Source organism: Paenibacillus sp. LHD-117, from assembly GCF_030929555.1.
Taxonomy (GTDB): Bacteria; Bacillota; Bacilli; order Paenibacillales; family Paenibacillaceae; genus Pristimantibacillus.
On the sequence record NZ_JAVFVT010000027.1, the window covers coordinates 19,616 to 37,418 of the forward strand.

A 17,803-nucleotide genomic window follows, 5' to 3' on the forward strand; every position below is an offset into this window, starting at 1 on the left:
CCCGTACGTCCATCGATTTATCGCAAATTTTGTTGATGTTGTTCCAGAATCTGTTCCACTTGATGGAATGCTTCCAGGGCGGTTGCGGCCTTGACGAAGTAGCTGTCTTCGTTATCGTACTGATGAAAGGAATGCGCGTATCTAGGATCGTAATAATAACGCAGCAGCATTTCGACGGCAACTTCATACTTCCCTGCATCCAAGCTGGTTTGAATCTCGTGGGCAATCGGCGTATGAATTCTGGCCTTGATACGCTTAAATGCCTGGCTGCAAGCTTCGGGATGCTCCCAAGGGCGATAGTCTTGCAGAATTTGGCGCACGCGCTCCTCTAATGGCAATTCGATTCGGATAAAGACGCCATTCTCTTTCTTATTCATGACCAGATCGGGCAGAACAACCTTCCCGACTCTTCTGCTTTCGGCTTCGATCGTGATGTACCGGCTATTCTGCATAGTCAGAATCTCTTCGAGGAGCAGGCTGTCGAACATCTTCTGATTATGCGACTCGAGCCCGATGCCGCCGAAGATCGATCCCCGATGTCCCGCCATCCCTTCCAGATCCAATACGGGAACTCCCTTTTCCTTGAGTTTATGTAAAATCTCCGTTTTGCCGCAACCCGTATGACCTTGCAGGACAAACAAGTTTGGATGGAACGTCAAAGTATCCAATTGGTCGACCACCCATTGGCGATAAGTCCGGTATCCTCCCGTCAACCGATAAGAACGGATGCCCATCAAGGACAACACGGTTGCCGTCGTTTTGCTTCTCATTCCGCCTCGCCAGCAAAATACCGTTTTGTTTCCCGGTATTTTCGAGAATTCCTTAATGAATGAGGGAAGCTTTGCCGATACGATCTCGAGCCCGCGCTCCTTGGCGGCTTCTATGCTTGTTTGTTTATAAAGGGTGCCCACTTCGGCACGTTCCTCGTCGTTGAACAACGGGATATTCAAGCTGCCGGGGATCGTGGCCAGCTTATATTCGGATGGCGATCGTACATCGATCGTGGTAACTCCCGCGCGATCCTTGAGCGATCTCCAATCCTCTAATGAAATGTCTTGGAACATGACTGGTATTCCCACGCTTTCGTTAAGCTGTATCTAAATGACGATAATATGGCCAGCGCCTTCGCTTGTTACTTCTCCGATGATCGCGGCTTCGACGCCAGCCGCTTTCAAATCCGTTAACAGAGCTTCTGCGTGCTGTTCTCCTAACGAGATAAGCAATCCGCCGGAGGTAACGGCATCGCATAAGATCCATTGATCGATCTGATCCATCGAATCGGGGAATGTGACGTCTGATTGGATATGCGAGTAATTGTTTTTTGTCCCGCCCGGAACAAATCCGAGCGAAGCAAGTTCTCTGGCTCTAGGCAATACCGGTACGTCCTCGCTGCTGATGGCGATAACGGCGTTGCTGCCCTTTGCCATTTCCAACGCGTGTCCCAAAAGCCCGAAACCGGTAACATCCGTACATGCATGGACAGGATAGTCCGCCATACATTCGGCGGCCGTTTTGTTCAGCGTTGCCATGATCTCGGTAATCCGAGCGATTTCTTCGGGCTGCAGCTGTTCCTTCTTGATGGCCGTAGTCATGATCCCTACGCCGATCGGCTTCGTTAGAATGAGATTGTCTCCCGTCTGCGCCCCCGCGTTGGTTCGTACACGATCCGGCCGGACGATGCCCGTGACCGCCATTCCGAATTTCGGCTCCTTATCGTCAATGGAGTGGCCTCCGACGATGGTTATTCCGGCTTCCTTCGCTTTATCGGCTGCTCCCCTCATAATGTCGGCCAAAATGGTTTTGTCCAGCGTCGTAATCGGAAACGCCACGATATTTAATGCCGTTAATGGCGTGCCTCCCATTGCGTAAATATCGCTAATGGCGTTCGCCGCAGCAATTTGACCAAACGAATACGGATCATCCACGATCGGGGTAAAAAAATCGACGGTTTGAACGATGGCCAAATCATCGTTTAATTGGTAGACGCCTGCATCATCGCTTGTGTCTAATCCGACCAACAAATTGGGATTAGGTTCGGCTGGCGGGAGGCTGCGTATGACTTGCCCCAAGTCGGCCGGTCCGATTTTGCAACCGCAACCGCCTTTGCTGGACAAGGAGGTTAATTTCACTTTCGAATCCGTTTCCATGGCAACATTTCCTTTCGGTATGACTCAATAATGATGAAATAATCGTACAGCAAAAATTAGGATGAATCAACGAAGGAAAATTCCCATAATTTACTTGCTAACTTTTTGAGCCAGTCTTGCATAACCTTTCATCCATTAAGCAAAATAACGTTACATCCCAATAAGGAGTGATTAACAATGAGTAGACAAAGTTCAAGCAACCTGGTTGTCCCGCAAGCAAAAGCAGCAATTAATCAAATGAAAGTGGAAGCGGCTTCTTCACTTGGCGTCGCTCTCTCGCAAGATGGCTACAACGGCAACTTGACGACTCGCGATGCAGGCTCCATCGGTGGCTACATCACGAGAAAATTAGTTCAAATGGCTGAGCAACAAATCGGCGGACAACGTTTCTAATGAACGAAGTCTCTCTTGGATGAAAAGCATGGTGAAGAAGGCAGCCGGTTATCGGCTGCCTTCTTCGTTTGAAATCGCGTTGCATGCGAGCAATCCCGCGACTGCCGAAGGCAAATCATCGAAATGATAGTCCGGCCGGGCGCCGGACGGAATGCTTTTGCCAAGAAAAACGGTTCGTACATGCGCGTTTTTCCCGGCCGTCACATCGGTATCGCGGTCCCCGACCATAAAGCTTTGGCTGCGGTCGATGCCGTATTTTTCGATAAGCGCGTTCAGCATGCCCGGCTTCGGCTTCCGGCAGGAACATCCGGCATGAGGCTTATGCGTGCAATACCTCGCCTCGCGGATGTCGCCGCCGCCTTCCCGAATAAGGGTGACCATATAACCGTTAATGCTCTTTAGCGCCGATTTCGTCATATGACCTAACCCGACGCCTCCCTGATTCGATGCGACGAACACTTCGAAACCCATATCGTTCAGCGACTTGATCGCCTCCGTTACCCCGGGCAGCAGCACGAACTCGGCTTTGCGGTTAATGTTGCCCCCTTTATTGATAACTCCGTCCCGATCCAGGATGAATGCTTTCAATTTCGTACCTCCGACTATTTCAGCGTGATCTCTTTCGGATTTTAGGATCATCCATCTGATGGCAGCTTATTCTTCGTCGTCTTCCTCCGCACTGCATATTCCTCTAAATGGAATACATAATCCCGTATCGGGACAAAACCCCGGGTTTTCGGCGCATAAAGCTTTTGCAAAATCAGGATCCCGTCGGCTTAGGAATTTAAAATAGCAGACAATCTCATGATTGCGGACAGGCAAGCTGTTCAGCTGGAAAGAGATCGGAACCTTCGTGTTTACATGCCGATAAAACAAACCGTTCCTGGTAAACGGAGTCGGATACGCATTAGCCGGCAAAGTCGGAATAATGTCATGGATGTTGATAATACGAAAACTTTTTATTATCGTTCGGTTGAACCGTGAAGCGAAGTCCGGGTCTCCGACCCGCGGACTGCCATACGTATACACAGAAATATTTTGAAACCGTGTGTTCGCCGAAATATCGAATGCAGCTAACACGGCTAATGCTCCGCCCAAACTGTGGCCTGCAACCATCAGTCTTTTGGCTGCGGAAAGCTTGTTCAATGCTCCGATCAGCTCATTTCTTGCCGATTGATAGATGCGAGTGAATCCGCGATGGGTGTTTCCGGAATTTCTGACGAAAGGGTACGGAACTTGATATAAATCCTGGTCTGACTCATTGTCCCTGAATGTTCGGGTTCCTCTAAAAGCTATCACGATATTATTCTTCGACTCCGCGATGTAACCGAATACTTCCTCCTCCGGCTCCTCGACACCTGCAAGAGCGCGAATGGTGAAGATAAGCGAATAGCCTTTAGGCAATTCTAGCTTATCGTGTTCATATTGCTGATAAGACTGCGCGATCATGGCCGCAAGCAATATCGCCTCTTCACTGTTGAACATGCCTGAAAGCTTCATAAAGGCAACTCCTCCTTGCATTCAAACGGAAAACACATGCTGGTATCAGGACAAAATCCCGGATAATTGTCACATAATGATTTGGCAAAAAGAGGATTTTTGCGGCTCAGGTTTTTAAAATAGCAGGCAATCGAGTCATTACGCGGCACATCGTTTAATTGAAAAGTGATCGGGATCTTCGTGTGCACATGCCGATACGTTAATCCTCTCTTAGTGAATGGAGGCGGATACCTTCGGGCCGGAAAAGTTGGGAATGAATCATGAATGTTGACGATGCGCGCACTGTTTATAACCGTCCTATTGAAGCGGGAAACAAAGTCAGGGTCTCCAATGCGAGGACTGCCGTACGTATAGACAAACGGATGCTTGAATCCGGTGTTTACGGCAATATCCAAAGCGGCCAGCGTGGCCAAAGCTCCGCCGTAGTTGTGACCGGTAATATACAACTTTTTCGATGTCGAAAGCTTGGTTAATTCACGGATGATTTGGTTTCGGGTTGACCGATACAAGCATGTAAAGCCGCGCGACGTTTTCCCACCGTTTCGGACGAATGGATACGGGATCAAAAAGATGTCATACGCGGCAAGAAGATCTGCCGGATACGAAGCGTATCCTCTGAACGCGACAACGATTTGATCCGGCGACTCGGCAATAAAACCGAATACAAGTTCTGTCGGATTCTCGACATCGGCAAAAGCGCGGATCGTAAAGCGTAGCTTGAAGCCTTTGGGCAAAACCAGCTTTCCCTCGAAAAAGAACGGGTAAGTCTGATAGCTCATCGCTGCGAGAAATATGGCTGTTTTGCTGTTAAAAACATATGCGAACCCCATCTCACCATTTCCTTTCCGCTTTTTGAGGCTTATTCATAGTCATTTCCTCTTATTGTTAATGGTCTTTGATTATTAATATGGAACTCATCTCTAAAAGATGATGTCGCCGACTGGCAAAGATCGTTGTGGGGACACCAAAAAAGCAGCCCCATGATGGCTCAGGCTGCTTCTTGTGCCGTATTCGGTTTTTCTTTCCGTTTCGCCTTAAATAGGAGGAGTCCGCCGATCAGCAAGACCGCGCCCAGCGCTTTCCGATTCGTGAAAGGCACTTGTTCAAGACCGAACCAGCCAGCGGAATCCCACCACAAGGCGCATAATAACTGTGATGCCATGACGATTGAGATGCCGTAGCTAGGTCCAAGCTCTTTAACGCCGTTGACGACGCAAATGACGACCCCAATGCCGAGCAAGCCGCTGAACCAGAACCAGGTTGGCATATAGCCGAAATCCCAGAATGCCGTGCCATGGAACAGCAGCCCCATGCTGAGCGAAGCCAAGAATCCCATCCCGAGCACCAAGGCCGTCGTGGACGTCGAGCTGGCGAAGTCGTTCACTTTGCTGTTGAACATATTTTGAACGCTGATGAAGGAACCTGCAGCCAGCGCCAACGCGATGCCCATGAACATTTAATTTTCCCTCCTTTGTCCGGTTTCATAAATATTGCGGCCAGCCACCGCGGTTAATCCCGTCCGATCGTTCACGAGGAGCGTTCCTCTTCGCCGCTCCACCAGCCCATGGGAGCAGAACGATTGCAGCACGCGGTTTAAGTGGCGATAACTCGTTCCGATCATGTTCGCCGTGTCCTTCAAATCCGATAGGTTCACGTTCGAATGAACCCCCTTGTCATTCTCGACCGAGACGGAGAGCAGATAACTGGCAAGTCTGACCTCCACCGGATGGAGAAGGTTGAAGCTAAGCGAGATCGATTTCAAATAAAATTTCTCGGTTACCATATCCAGCAAAAATCGCAGCAAAGACGCTTCTTCCTCATATTGGCTTAACCATCGTTTATGGAGGCCGATCGCCTCAACGGGGGTAACCGCCGTTACGGTGTTTAGATTCTCTACCCCGCGAATACATTCGATCTCGCCGATGACCCCAAGCGGCGTCATGAAATTGATGAGCAGCGTTTTCCCTTCGCTCGACGTGGTAAACACCTTTACTTTCCCTTGCACGAGTACGAACAAATAATGGGCTTCCTCGCCCTGCAGGCAAAGCGCCTCTTCCGGTTCGAACCGATACAACGCCAGATGTTCCCGCAACGGTTCCGGCAATACTTTCGCCAAGTCGTATTCGTTGAAGTAAGCATTCATGCGATCCCTATCCTTGATCTCTTTCATAACGCCTCGGCCCACTCCCAAATGATAAGATATTATTCAGAACGATAAACACAGGATGCCTAACAGCATCAAAGAAACGCCGACCCATTGCGCCGGTCCCAATCGAAGCGGCTTCTTGCCGAACCAGCCGAACTTCTCCAGCAGGATCGTTACTGCGATTTGGGCGATCAAGATCGCCGATACCGTCAAAGCCGCGCCGATCTGATGAAAAGCCGTAATGTTGCTGTACAAGACAAACGCGGCGAATGCGCCGCCGAATAGAAAGGCCGGGTTCGCTTTTTTCAAATTTCGCCAAGATTTGTCGCCGGACAGCCAAACGATCAGCAAGGCTGCGGCAAATCCTGTTCCCTGGGTCAACGCGGCAGCCTGCCACGTTCCGATTTTCTCGCCGATGACCGCATTTGCAGCGCTCTGCAAGGTCAAGAAGGCGCCGCCTAGACACGCGTATAGGATGCCCTTCATCCGTTCTACTCCTCCTCGTCGTCGATTCTTTCTCTACTTTAATGAAGTATCGGCGATTGGGAAAGGACATATGTCCCAAACTCCGAAAACGAATGAAAAAAGCAGCACGCGGTTGGCAAGCCGTTCTCATGAACGGCCAGCCAAACGTCGTGCTGCGTCAATCTAGTCCGTACAGATGTTCGTTTCTTTACGATTCTCTGCCGATCAAATAATGCAAGAGATTTTTCAGGAAAACGGAATTGCGCGGCAGCTCGTTTAACGCTTCCGTTGCAAGGCAGAAGTGTTCCCACATTTCCATGGCGGCGCCGTCTTTCCCGTATAGCGTAACGAAAGTCGAGGTTTTGTTGCCGATGTCCTGACCTGCGGGTTTGCCGAGCACGGCCGTGTTGCCTTCCGCGTCCAGCAGATCGTCCTTGATCTGGAAGGCGATGCCCGCATGGTATGCGTATTTCGTCAAAGTCGCGATTTCCTTCTCTTCCGCCTTCGCCAGAATCGCGGGCATGACGAGCGACGCCTCGAACGCGATGCCGGTCTTGTAGTAACAAAGCGTATTCAATTGCTCGACCGTCAGCGCTTGGCCTCTGGCGCGCAAATCCATCTCCTGCCCCCTGCACATGTCGGCTGCCTTCCGCGAAGAATATTGAATTAGATTCAGCACCGTCTTCGGGTCGAATGCGGTTAGGGAAGACTGTTCTTCGATCGCCTTCTGAATCATGAACAACCCGGTTAATTCCGCGGTCGCGCTGTCGTGAATGCGGTGGAGCGTCGGGCGGCCCCTTCGGGTCGAAGCATTATCCTGCGACGGAAGATCGTCGAAGATCAGGGACGCGGTGTGCATGTATTCGAGCGATCTCAGAAGCGGCGCGATTGATCCGGCGCTCATTCCGTATTCGTTGACGCACATGACCCAAGCGACGACGGGCCGAATCCTCTTGCCTGAGCCTTCGAGGCTGTAATTGGACGCATCGATCAAGGATTCGTTCAGAAGCGGGACGACGCCATCCTTGGAGATCGGCAGCAGGTCGTTGATCTGCTTGCGTACCGTCCTTACTGTTTCGGCGAACGTTTCTTTCTCACTGCGATTGTTCCGAAGCACGGTCACCAATTGGTCCCTGAGCAGCTTGTCGAAGAAATCGACACGGTCCGCTTTCCGAACCATCTGTTCGATCAGGCTGGCGAATTCCGGATGACCGGAAGCGAACAGGCCCATAATTTCGGCATACTTCTCCGCCCCGGCGCGTGCCTTGAACCGCTTTAATCCGTTGATCGCCCGGTCCAGGATGACCTCCCGCGCCTTGGCATTCGACCGGTAAACATGATGAATCAGGTGAGCGATGACGGCCCAATACATCTCGTACGGATTGACGAGATCGCTCCGCTCGGCATGATATTTCAAATAATAGGTGTACGGCGTAACCGCTCCGTCCTTCATGTCGTCGTGCATATCGGCGAAATCGTCGGCAAGCTGATTATAGATGCCGTAATAAAACGTGCGTTCATCGAAAGTCTCGTCTGCCGCAGCACCGATGACGGATCGGACGATCAGTCTGGAGGAAGACGATTTGATAATAATGGGCAGAAACAACTCTTCGTTGGAATAGCCGTCATAGGCAAGATTTTTGGCGCGGTCCATGTCCTGGGATTCGAAGAAAACATAAGTTTGCTCGTAAAACGCGGGTAACGTTTCCGGACTTTGATAACGTTTGATTGTTTCGAAAGCTTCCCGGAGCTCTGCATGCACGAACTGAATGAGCGCGATGTTCGTACCCGTCCATTCCTTCACATCCGGCACGGATCCATGGAGAAGCGTATGGCGAATCATGCCAGAATATTGTTCTTTCTCCGTTTCTTGGAGCACGCCCGAGTCCAGCAGATCGTCGATGAACGGGTAGGTTAATCCGTACGAATAACCTAACCGGATCGCTTCGTCCAGTCTGCGGGATCGTTCCGCAGGCGAGACCGTATCGTCCATGTCGTCCAACACATGCATCGTAACGCCGATGATGATTTTGATCAATTTACGTACGGCATGTTCGGCGTTCATCTCGACCGGGATCTGAGCGGATACGGATCTAAGTTTGTCGATAGCCCAGATCATGGCGGTTTCGATGCCTTCCTTTTGCGCCCATCGGTACAGACCGGCCAAGCTCATATAATCCGGCTGTTTTCCGGTGTCCGATCCCGATGTCGCGGATTGGATCAAATGATTTTTGATAAACGAGACCAGGTTTTTGATCTTGTTCGAAGTATCGGGCGCGGCCAAGTCTTTCCCCAAATCCCTCATGTACATATACGTCACGCTGCGGTCCAAATAATCGTCCAGGTTGCCCGTTTGCTTCTGCCAGCGCAAATACCGGCTGTAATCCTTAAGATCGGGTTTTGCCGGGGTTCTGGAGAGAATGGAAAGCCACGATCGGCGTTTGATATGATTTTTTTTCCAAGCTTGTATGTCTGCCGCTAAGATGGGCACGTAGGTTTTATCCTTGACGCCAGCTTGAAGCGCGGCCAAATAGCTCGCTGCCCTCAGCTCGGCCTTACGGTACCATAGATCGGCATAATCGGACGTCATAACATTACTCATAGAATGGATTCCCTCAACTCTGCAATTTAATGACTTCTTCGTTTTGAATTAGTTGTGTATACGTGACGGATCGTTTTGGGTTACAGGATCAGTTGATGATGAGCCGGTCCATTCCGATGGCGCTAATCAGCAGCCTTTCTTTCTTATTACCGGTCAATTGTTGCGTCCAGTCGACGAAACCGCCATCGCCAATCGCATGTTCCTTGCCCTCGATAGTCGTTTTGATCGTAAACTGCAGTCCTTTATAGTAACGATTCTCCGTATTCGGAGCCCCGATGCTTACGGCAATATGATTCGAATGCAAATCATCCGCGACTCTCCCGAGGAACCCGCTGCTGTCGGTATAACCGCTTCGTTCACTGAGGATGACTTCAATCTTCGATTGAAATAGGGATTGGAACTGGAGCTGGTACACGCGAAGATGTTCCTTTAGAGATTGGATTTCGAAGCCGTATGATCCTCGGTCCACGCCGGAAGTTACCATGCAGAACAAGTGAAAGTGAGGCAGCATGCCTGGCGATTGTCCGAAAAATTGGGCGCGAACATGTCTATGCGTCGTACAAAAACGCAAGAGATCATCTCGAGTGTCTTTCCGATCTTTAAGCAGCTTCGCAATGTGCAGAGCGAGAAGGTTTGTTGCATCCGGTACGACTTCGGTACCCCGAAGCGCGGAAATGACTTTATTCTGATCGACCATGCCGATGACCGAACTGCTGCCGAGCGGCGCGACGGGCGACAATTGAATAGGCGTAACGCCATTATCCTTAGCGATCTGAAGGAGATCGATTTCCAATCGTTTGAGGATAATCGGTTCTACCTGTGCGGGATGCACGAAACGATTCTCCCGGTATCTTTTGAGCAAGTCGCTGGGTGATGACAATTTTGTTTTTTCCCGAAATACGTTTAGAAGAAGCGTATTCAGTTCGCTGCCAGTGAGTCTTTCGGACAATAAAGCGATTAGGTTGTCTGTCCCTAGCTTTTTGAGGATTTTTTCAAGATCGGCCGTAGAATAGGAGTTGTCCATGGCATTCATTCTCCTTCGATAAAATCGCCAGGATTGAAAAAAGGACCGCCTACGATTCGATAGCAGGTGTCCGTTTTTGAAGCGCGCTCGGAAAAAATTACAAATCCAGCTTCAGTCTAATCATATCCTTGCAAGGGATGCCGTTCTCGACGATGGCTTCTTCGTAATGCCGAACGAAAAAATCATGATCGATTCCCGCTATGCGAAAGCCGCATTTTTGATAAAGGGCTAATTGCGGAAGACTGGAATTGCCCGTTCCGATTTCAATCGTTCTGGCTCCGAGATTTCTGGCTTCGTCGATCGCGGCCAATACGAGTTTTGTGCCGAACCCCTTGCCTTGATGGTTTTCGTGAACGGCTATATTGACGATTTCATAGGTTTTGGGATGGGTAGCAATCAGAACGAACTGGCCGATCGCATCATCATGCAAGTATGCGACGTAACAACGACCACGCGCGATATAATCGTCGATCATTTCTCTGGATGGATCTGCAAGAAGAAGCAATTCATAAGGAACTTCATCATGCAATTTGTCAATGAGTCTCAATTGAAGGAGATTCGAAAGCATATACCGACTTCCCTTTTAACGTAATCTGGCATTCATGTTCATCAACCGTAACAAACTTCATGGGAGGCGTCAATGAGGAAGTCAAGCAGCAACGGCAAAACAAAATCGGTCCTGCCTCATCCGTGGCGGACGATGAAGGACCGATTGACAATCATAGATTCATTGCTGCATGACTATTCGTTAATCGTACCGTTGCCCTTCGGGTATTCCTTGACGACTACGGCGCTGTCGGCAAGCTCGTAAGAGATGGTCGCTTCCGCGTAGACGTCTTCGTCGTACATCACGTACGTATAACAGTGGTCGACGCCCAGCACGTCGCCAAAGCGATCTTGGACGTAGCTGTTGATGAACTTGGCTTTCGCTTCCTTCGACAAGCTGTTGAACAGTTTGACGTCCTCCTGCGACGACAGCTGGATGAACATCATCGCTTCGTTTCTGTCCAGGTCATAATTATTCTGATAAATTCCGTCAACAAAGCTATAACCCGCATTTCGGGAAAGCAGCTTGATATTGGAATCGTCAGTAACGGTTGGTTCTTCCTCGCCGATAAATTCATCTTCATCCCAATAGCCGATTTGAGTGATCGTTTTACCATCTTTTTGTTTAATAAAACCAAAACCGTCCATAAATCCGTTGTAAACCTCTCCGATATAACGCGAGCCGTCTTCCAAATAAAAAATGCCGACACCGATTATGTTATTGTCTTTGAATTGACCCCTGTAATCTTTTTTTCCGTTATCCAAGTACACCGTTCCATAACCATGGGCTTGATTATCCACGAAGAATCCTTCATAGTTTAATTTTCCTTCGAAATAACTTTTGCCGCGATAACGATTTCCGTTTAACCATTCACCTTCGTAATTCATCTTACCGTCTGTGTAAGCTTTTCCTTGCCCTTGGAGCTTACCGCGATAGAAGGAGCCTTTGTAATAAGTGCGATCGTCAAAGTATATCGTTCCTTCGCCATGCAGCGCGTCGCCGCTGAAATCGCCGACATATGCGAGAGAATCGTCGGCGTACAGCCATTTGCCGCTGCCTTCGCGCATGCCATCGACAAAAGTACCTTCATAATAGGAACCGTCGCTGTACACGTTTTTGCCCGTGCCATGGAACCGGTTGTTCTTGAACTCGCCTTCGTAATACGAGTTTCGGTCTTCAAGGTCATACATGATGCCGGTCCCTTCGATAACCCCGTTTTTGAAGCTGCCTTCGTAGAAAACTTTGCCTCTGTACAGCAAGGTCCCTATGCCGTGAGGAACGCCGTTCAGTTTATCCCCTTCATAGATCGTATGATTCGAATACAAATAGTCGAAGTTATACGACGTGACCGTGCTGTCGATATACACCGATCTCGTCTCTCCGTCCCATAACACTCTTCGGCCTGTCGCTTCGCCGATGAAACGAAGCGGCACCATCGTATTGCCAGACATCAGCGTAGGCGCGGCGGCAAGCGTCAACGTCCTTCCGCCGACCGTAGCGGTTTTGCTGTTAATGGTGAGCTCGATCTTCAATTTTTCTTTTGTGCCTGTAACCTTCTTGGTCGCCTGGTCCCATCCGACCTGCAGACCGAATTTCTCGAAGAGCGGTCGGAACGGGACCATTGTTGAACCATTGACATTAGCTGGACTCACAGGGAAATACATTTGCTCGCCATCGATGAACACTCGAATCGTCTCCGGATGCTGGTTAACTAAATCCGGATCCATCTTTACGATATTGACGCCATCTTTCTCTAACTGATCGACGACGCTCTTTCCTTCCTCGCTCAGACCGCTGCGGTCGATTGCGAGCATCGACAATTCCCGAACAGTCTTAAGCGCTGAAATGTCGAGATTTTTATGGCTCCCGTAAATAATGACGGAATGAAGGAACAACGCTTCTTCCAGGCCTTGCAAAGTTTTGACGTTCTCGCCATTGTCGATCAGAAGGCTAGTCAGAATCGCCACTTCGTCTTCCGTGACGGGCTCTTTGCTAGGCAAGGCAAGCTCTTCCCGGATTTCCGCTTCCAATCCTTTGTCTAATGCGGTTTTGAATAAAGCGTGTGTCGTGCTCGGGGCGCTCCATGCGAGAGTACCCGCTGCGATTGCGCATGCAATCATGAACTTGCCTAGTCGATTGATCAAACAACTTCCACCTTCCGAACGAGTAATAGTTGGTATCACTTTCATTAAATACGCGATTCGCGTCGAAAATCCTTCCAAACTTCGCCAGTTCAATTGACCTTTTTCAACAAAAAAAGCCGCGAATATCGCGGCTCCAATCATTTAATCATTCATTTGTTTGTTGCTTAAGTCATTTAATCAACTTAATCATTAATCTCATTAATCATTTACGGATTTCCATGCTTCGAGTCCAAGCGCAAGCGATCCGCATAATGCTGCATTTTCTCCTAAGCCAGGCGGTACGATATATTCATTAATGTCGTTAAGTAAAGGAGCTGCGCTTACGTAGCCATTCAGATTGCGGGTCACTTCAGCTCGGATCATCGGCAGCAGCTGCTTCTGGTGCATGACTCCTCCCCCGAGCACCACGCGTTTCGGCGAAAGCAGGAGGATCGTCGACGTGACGGCCTGCCCGACATAATAGGCTTCCATGGCCCAGGCGGGATGATCCTCTGCAAGCTCGCTTCCCTTGATCCCCCATCGTTTCTCGATAGCCGGACCCGCCGCCAAACCTTCCAAACAATCGCCATGGTAAGGACAGCTTCCTTCGAAACGATCCTCCGGATGACGCCTTGGCAGCAAATGGCCGCCTTCCGGATGAACAAGGCCGTGAACAAGCTTGCCTTCCGAAAAGACGCCGACGCCGATGCCCGTCCCGATCGTGAAATAGACGCAGCTATCGAGTCCTTTCGCCGCGCCCCATACCGCTTCCCCGTATGCCGCGGCGTTTACGTCCGTATCCCAGCCGAATGGAATATCGAATGCCTGCTTGAGGGTTTCGACGAATGGATAACCGGACCAGCCGGGTTTCGGCGTCGTCGTGACGTAGCCGTAAGTCTGACTTGCCGGATCGATGTCGATCGGACCGAAGGTTCCGTTGCCAATGGCCTGCACGCCCTTATCTTTGAAATACGAAATGATTTGCTCCATTACTTTCTCTGGCTGTTCGGTCGGGAAGCTGATGCGGTCCTCGATAACGCCTTGTTCATTCCCGATGCCGCATACGAATTTCGTGCCGCCGCCTTCGATGGCTCCGATTCTCATGTGTGATCGATCTCCTTCTCTGCGATGATCGTGTTTAAGGGCTGCCCCATAAGGACAGCCCGGTTTTCCTCTTCTAATCTAGCCTTGAACACTCCCGCCACCTAAGAGGTGGGGGATTCTTGGGTCGTTGCTTCTCATGGAGCAAAGTTATATCGATATTTTCTAACGAAAACATCGTACACCAAGCGATCCCTGTGGTTCCCACAGTTTTTTTCTTTGTTACAACGCCATGGCTTTTATGTTCTGTGCTGCATTCCTATCTCGGTCATGTACCGTTTGACAGGATGAACACTTCCATACGCGAATGCTCAAATCTTTCACCTCTGCTTGTTTGTTCCCGCAGACGTGACAGGTTTGGCTCGTTGGGGCAAACGTTGGTGTCTCCTTAATCACTCGGCCATACCAATTAGCCTTGTAATGCAGTTGTCGACTCATTTCACCCCAGGAAGCATCCGCAATGTGCTTGACGAGGTGGCGATTCTTCATCATGTTGGCAATGCGTAAGTCCTCGATACAGATCGTTTGGTTTTCACGAATCCATCTCGTGGTCTGCTTATGAATGACATCTAATCGACTGTTTCGAATCCGCTCATGGATTTGGGCTACTTTTCTCTTCGCCATGGACCAGTTACTTCCGCCTTGCTTTCTTCTCGCCAGGATGCGTTGCCACTTCGCGAGCAACCGTTCATACCGCAACGTATATCTTGGATTATCCATGGCAAGACCTTCCGAAGTCACAGCAAGCTGCTTGATGCCCACGTCAATGCCAAGAATCCCGTCGGTTAAGGGAAGGGGCAGGATGTCTACCTCGCACACTACCGATACAAACCATTTGCCGCTTGGGGCAAGTCGTACTGTAGCCGATAGGATCCGGCCTTCGATCTCTCTGGACTTGGCATAGGGCATCCATCCCAGCTTGGGAAGCTGCAAACGATCTCCCTTCACGGCAATGTTTCCATTCGTATACCGAGTCGTGTAGCTGTGTACAAGATGCTTGCGACTCTTGAAGCGAGGTGACTCATTTTGCTTATTGATGAAACGCTGAAATCCGTCAGCTAAGTTTCGCACAGCCGACTGCAGGGCGATGCTGTCCACTTCTTTCAACCAAGTCCACTCACGCTTCATAGCAGGAAGCTGCGATGCACAGGTGCTGTAAGACAAACCTTTGCCTGTATCCTGATAGGTGTGATTCCATTTCGCCAGGAGATGGTTAAACACAAAGCGACAGCAGCCCAATGTTTTGCGCAACTGTACGGCTTGTTCATGATTAGGGTAGATGCGAAATTTGAATGCTTTATGCTGAAGCATCGTTTGATTCATCACCTCGCTAAGAGAGGGTAATTTGTCAACTCACCCAATAATAGCACATACGTTCCTGTTTAGCCACCAACAAAATTCCCGTTTCATCCCTTACCTACACCCTCACTTCATGAGTGAGGTAGCTTAGAGACAGGACTATTCTCAGTGTTTATGATAAAATCGATTCCATTGTCCATATCTCCAATGAACGAATGCCCATTTGATTGTCGCCCATAAGTTGCAAACCGAGGGAATCGGGTCGGCTCGGATAGGCCCGGGTGGTCAAGCTTTTTAACCCGTTTGCATAGGCTTCGATCATGGATCGGTCCAAGTACACATGCAGACGAAGCGGCTCGCCCAATAGGTCGATAGTTCCCGATTGCACGCCGCGCGTGCGCTCTTCCTCGGATAACGTCGTTTTCTCCCGGTCGACGCCTAACTCGGAATTGCCGCGGTCATAATAAATCAGCGTTTCTTCTTCTCGCGAAGGAGATTGACGAACCCATAAGCCAATTCGCTCCTCCGATTCCGACTTCTCGATTTCGATCCGGATTTCGAGCATATCGCCATGGACTTCCGCGAGAACCCGGTTTGCCTCTTCCAACGTTTCATTACGCAACGAACAAAGCTGCTTGCCGCGCAGCGATTCCAATTCCCGAATCGGCTCCACGCCAAGACGGCCATCCGGGCGCAAATAAATGCTCACCGGCAATCCGGCATTGTGAGCCCAGCCGGAATCGTAGTCGAGCTGCGGCGTCCGTTCCCCCTGCGCGATCGTGAAAATAATGTTCCGGCCGGTCTTTGGATCGACCATGCCGCTAGGACCCGTAAAATGAAAATCGCCGACGTCGATTAATTGCGGCTCTTCGTGGTCGGGAACGAATCGAACCCGTTCGCGATCGAACTCGCCGATCCAGTAATACACCTCCACATCGGCGCCAGGTCCAAGCGGACTGATAAGGAATACATGTTTCTCTCGATCGTTTGCGTCCTTGCCAAGCGGCAGCAGCACGGGCAGCTCCCACATATTGCCTAGGTGTGGATATTTGGAAGGGTCGCTTACGTAAAACGGACCTTGATATTCCCAATCGATCATGTTCCCGGATGTATAAGCAAGTACGGACCCGCCCTGCCCGTCCGTTCCTGAGCCGATCAGCAAGAACCACGTATCGCCGTCCTTCCATACGAACGGATCCCGAAAGTCGCCGAACATGCCTTGACCTTCCTCCTGCACGATCAGCGGCGTCGGATGTTTCACCCAATTCGTCAAGTCGGCGTCCCGATCCTCGCGGAATCGGCTTCTCGCAAGCCCTACCCGCTGATTGGGCTTCGCGCTGTCGTCGCCTGCCGTGAAGAATAGGGCAGGAACGCCGAATTCATCGTAGGCCGCACTTCCAGACCATACGCCATCGGGGTCTACCGCTCCGCGCTCGGGAGCGAGAGCGATCGGCAGATCCCGCCAATGCACCATGTCTTCGCTTACCCAATGGCCCCAATGGATTTGTGCCCAATAGGGACCTTGCGGGTTATGCTGGTAGAACAGATGATAAAGTCCTTCGAAATAGATCGGCGCATGCGGCTCGTTCATCCAATGGACAGGCGGACTCGCATGGTATTGCGGACGATGGCGGTCGCTTAATAACGGAGCCCTTTCCAGCCGGATATCGGCAAGCGGAATGATCGGCGCAATGCCTCCATGCGGGCGCAGCGCGTCTTGATAAACATGGCGAACTTCATCCGCGGACAAGGCTCGGTCGTAAATTCCGACATCGTCCATCAAGCCGTCGAACATATTGTGGCGGAAAGCTTCTGCGAGCACCGTCGCCTGATTGTTTTTTCCAATCAACAGCTCTCCCGAGCATATGCTGATCGGCGTATCTGCCGGAGTCGACTGTTCCGCAACCTGTTCCCCGTTCAAATACAGCTTCATCATCGCTTCCGTCCGGTCGAACGTTGCGACGATATGGGACCATTTCCCTTTCTCCAGCGGAAGATGGCGGCACCAAATTTCATGCCATTGTCCGCCAATCCCCAGCTGCAGCGACCAGGTACCATGCCTGAACATCCCGAACGCGTATCCTTCCGCCACTTCGCGGTTATGCTGGTTTACGATGGACGAAAGCCTTCCATCCGCACCCCACTCGTAGGATCGCGGCGCAACCCAGGCCGAGATCGTCAAAGCGTCGCCCAAGACGGGCGCCTCCTCCGCCGCTCGAGCGATCCATGTGGAGTAGCCGTCGAACAGCAGCGCGCCTCCGCATACCCCCGGTCGCCACTGTGGCTCCGATGGTTCGCCGAATCTCCCTTGGCGCAGCGCGTAAAACACTTCGTCCGATCTTCCGCTTGCAACGTCCGTTGCGCGGTCACCGCGACCTTCGTCGAACGTCCAATTCGCAACCGGGCCACCGCGGTCCGTTTGTTTATTCGTATCGTTATCCATGCTAAGCCTCCTT

At 50.7% G+C, this 17,803-nt stretch carries 16 protein-coding genes; 1 reads left to right on the top strand and 15 read right to left on the bottom strand.

Translation table 11 applies throughout. The features are described 5' to 3' along the window. Positions 1–17: 17 nt before the first annotated feature. On the bottom strand, positions 18–1,064 hold the full coding sequence (gene mnmH / locus RB620_RS19895; protein WP_308097326.1) for a tRNA 2-selenouridine(34) synthase MnmH: 1,047 nt from the start codon (positions 1,062–1,064) through the stop codon (positions 18–20). Positions 1,065–1,097: 33 nt separating this feature from the next. Further along, entirely contained in the window at positions 1,098–2,147 is a 1,050-nt protein-coding gene (gene selD, locus RB620_RS19900; RefSeq protein ID WP_308097328.1) for a selenide, water dikinase SelD, read from the bottom strand. Between the two features lie 177 nt (positions 2,148–2,324). Here selD and RB620_RS19905 point away from each other — a divergent pair, with 177 nt between their 5' ends. After that, positions 2,325–2,540, top strand: a complete 216-nt coding sequence (locus RB620_RS19905) for an alpha/beta-type small acid-soluble spore protein (protein WP_308097330.1) — start codon at positions 2,325–2,327, stop codon at positions 2,538–2,540. Between the two features lie 48 nt (positions 2,541–2,588). Here RB620_RS19905 and RB620_RS19910 read toward each other — a convergent pair whose 3' ends face one another. The 13 genes from RB620_RS19910 to RB620_RS19970 all read right to left on the bottom strand — a co-directional run bounded on the left by RB620_RS19910 (position 2,589) and on the right by RB620_RS19970 (position 17,790). Next, positions 2,589–3,128 (bottom strand): D-glycero-alpha-D-manno-heptose-1,7-bisphosphate 7-phosphatase, encoded by a 540-nt coding sequence (locus RB620_RS19910; RefSeq protein WP_308097332.1) that lies wholly within the window; start codon positions 3,126–3,128, stop codon positions 2,589–2,591. Positions 3,129–3,194: 66 nt separating this feature from the next. Continuing rightward, a complete protein-coding gene (locus RB620_RS19915) occupies positions 3,195–4,040 on the bottom strand; it encodes a lipase family protein (RefSeq protein ID WP_308097333.1) in 846 nt (281 codons plus the stop codon). Then, entirely contained in the window at positions 4,037–4,870 is an 834-nt protein-coding gene (locus RB620_RS19920) for a lipase family protein (RefSeq protein ID WP_308097335.1), read from the bottom strand. The genes RB620_RS19915 and RB620_RS19920 overlap by 4 nt, the downstream gene beginning before the upstream one ends. 158 nt (positions 4,871–5,028) lie before the next feature. Next, a complete protein-coding gene (locus tag RB620_RS19925; protein ID WP_308097337.1) occupies positions 5,029–5,496 on the bottom strand; it encodes a DMT family transporter in 468 nt (155 codons plus the stop codon). Continuing rightward, positions 5,497–6,210, bottom strand: a complete 714-nt coding sequence (locus tag RB620_RS19930; RefSeq protein ID WP_308097339.1) for a Crp/Fnr family transcriptional regulator — start codon at positions 6,208–6,210, stop codon at positions 5,497–5,499. A 36-nt stretch (positions 6,211–6,246) separates the two neighbouring features. Next, the gene (locus RB620_RS19935) at positions 6,247–6,672 is read right to left on the bottom strand and encodes a DMT family transporter (protein WP_308097341.1); all 426 of its coding nucleotides are present in this window, start codon (positions 6,670–6,672) and stop codon (positions 6,247–6,249) included. Positions 6,673–6,859: 187 nt separating this feature from the next. After that, complete coding sequence (locus RB620_RS19940) at positions 6,860–9,253, bottom strand: polyprenyl synthetase family protein (RefSeq protein WP_308097343.1); 2,394 nt, start codon at positions 9,251–9,253, stop codon at positions 6,860–6,862. Between the two features lie 88 nt (positions 9,254–9,341). Continuing rightward, complete coding sequence (locus tag RB620_RS19945; protein ID WP_308097345.1) at positions 9,342–10,277, bottom strand: hypothetical protein; 936 nt, start codon at positions 10,275–10,277, stop codon at positions 9,342–9,344. Between the two features lie 97 nt (positions 10,278–10,374). Continuing rightward, positions 10,375–10,845, bottom strand: a complete 471-nt coding sequence (locus RB620_RS19950; RefSeq protein WP_308097346.1) for a GNAT family N-acetyltransferase — start codon at positions 10,843–10,845, stop codon at positions 10,375–10,377. 173 nt (positions 10,846–11,018) lie between these two features. Further along, positions 11,019–12,968: a stalk domain-containing protein gene (locus RB620_RS19955; RefSeq protein ID WP_308097348.1), complete on the bottom strand. Its 1,950-nt coding sequence runs from the start codon at positions 12,966–12,968 to the stop codon at positions 11,019–11,021. 198 nt (positions 12,969–13,166) lie between these two features. After that, a complete protein-coding gene (locus RB620_RS19960; protein ID WP_308097350.1) occupies positions 13,167–14,051 on the bottom strand; it encodes an ROK family protein in 885 nt (294 codons plus the stop codon). Between the two features lie 219 nt (positions 14,052–14,270). Then, positions 14,271–15,359: an IS200/IS605 family element RNA-guided endonuclease TnpB gene (tnpB, locus tag RB620_RS19965; protein ID WP_308097352.1), complete on the bottom strand. Its 1,089-nt coding sequence runs from the start codon at positions 15,357–15,359 to the stop codon at positions 14,271–14,273. A gap of 160 nt (positions 15,360–15,519) precedes the next feature. Next, positions 15,520–17,790 (bottom strand): GH32 C-terminal domain-containing protein, encoded by a 2,271-nt coding sequence (locus tag RB620_RS19970; protein ID WP_308097354.1) that lies wholly within the window; start codon positions 17,788–17,790, stop codon positions 15,520–15,522. Positions 17,791–17,803: the final 13 nt, after the last annotated feature.

Coding starts and splice junctions, on each gene's coding strand:
- mnmH (WP_308097326.1), bottom strand. CDS start 1,064: ATGTTCCAAGACATTTCATTAGAGGATTGGAGATCGCTCAAGGATCGC.
- selD (WP_308097328.1), bottom strand. CDS start 2,147: ATGGAAACGGATTCGAAAGTGAAATTAACCTCCTTGTCCAGCAAAGGC.
- RB620_RS19905 (WP_308097330.1), top strand. CDS start 2,325: ATGAGTAGACAAAGTTCAAGCAACCTGGTTGTCCCGCAAGCAAAAGCA.
- RB620_RS19915 (WP_308097333.1), bottom strand. CDS start 4,040: ATGAAGCTTTCAGGCATGTTCAACAGTGAAGAGGCGATATTGCTTGCG.
- RB620_RS19920 (WP_308097335.1), bottom strand. CDS start 4,870: ATGGGGTTCGCATATGTTTTTAACAGCAAAACAGCCATATTTCTCGCA.
- RB620_RS19925 (WP_308097337.1), bottom strand. CDS start 5,496: ATGTTCATGGGCATCGCGTTGGCGCTGGCTGCAGGTTCCTTCATCAGC.
- RB620_RS19930 (WP_308097339.1), bottom strand. CDS start 6,210: ATGAAAGAGATCAAGGATAGGGATCGCATGAATGCTTACTTCAACGAA.
- RB620_RS19935 (WP_308097341.1), bottom strand. CDS start 6,672: ATGAAGGGCATCCTATACGCGTGTCTAGGCGGCGCCTTCTTGACCTTG.
- RB620_RS19940 (WP_308097343.1), bottom strand. CDS start 9,253: ATGAGTAATGTTATGACGTCCGATTATGCCGATCTATGGTACCGTAAG.
- RB620_RS19945 (WP_308097345.1), bottom strand. CDS start 10,277: ATGGACAACTCCTATTCTACGGCCGATCTTGAAAAAATCCTCAAAAAG.
- RB620_RS19950 (WP_308097346.1), bottom strand. CDS start 10,845: ATGCTTTCGAATCTCCTTCAATTGAGACTCATTGACAAATTGCATGAT.
- RB620_RS19960 (WP_308097350.1), bottom strand. CDS start 14,051: ATGAGAATCGGAGCCATCGAAGGCGGCGGCACGAAATTCGTATGCGGC.
- tnpB (WP_308097352.1), bottom strand. CDS start 15,359: ATGCTTCAGCATAAAGCATTCAAATTTCGCATCTACCCTAATCATGAA.
- RB620_RS19970 (WP_308097354.1), bottom strand. CDS start 17,790: ATGGATAACGATACGAATAAACAAACGGACCGCGGTGGCCCGGTTGCG.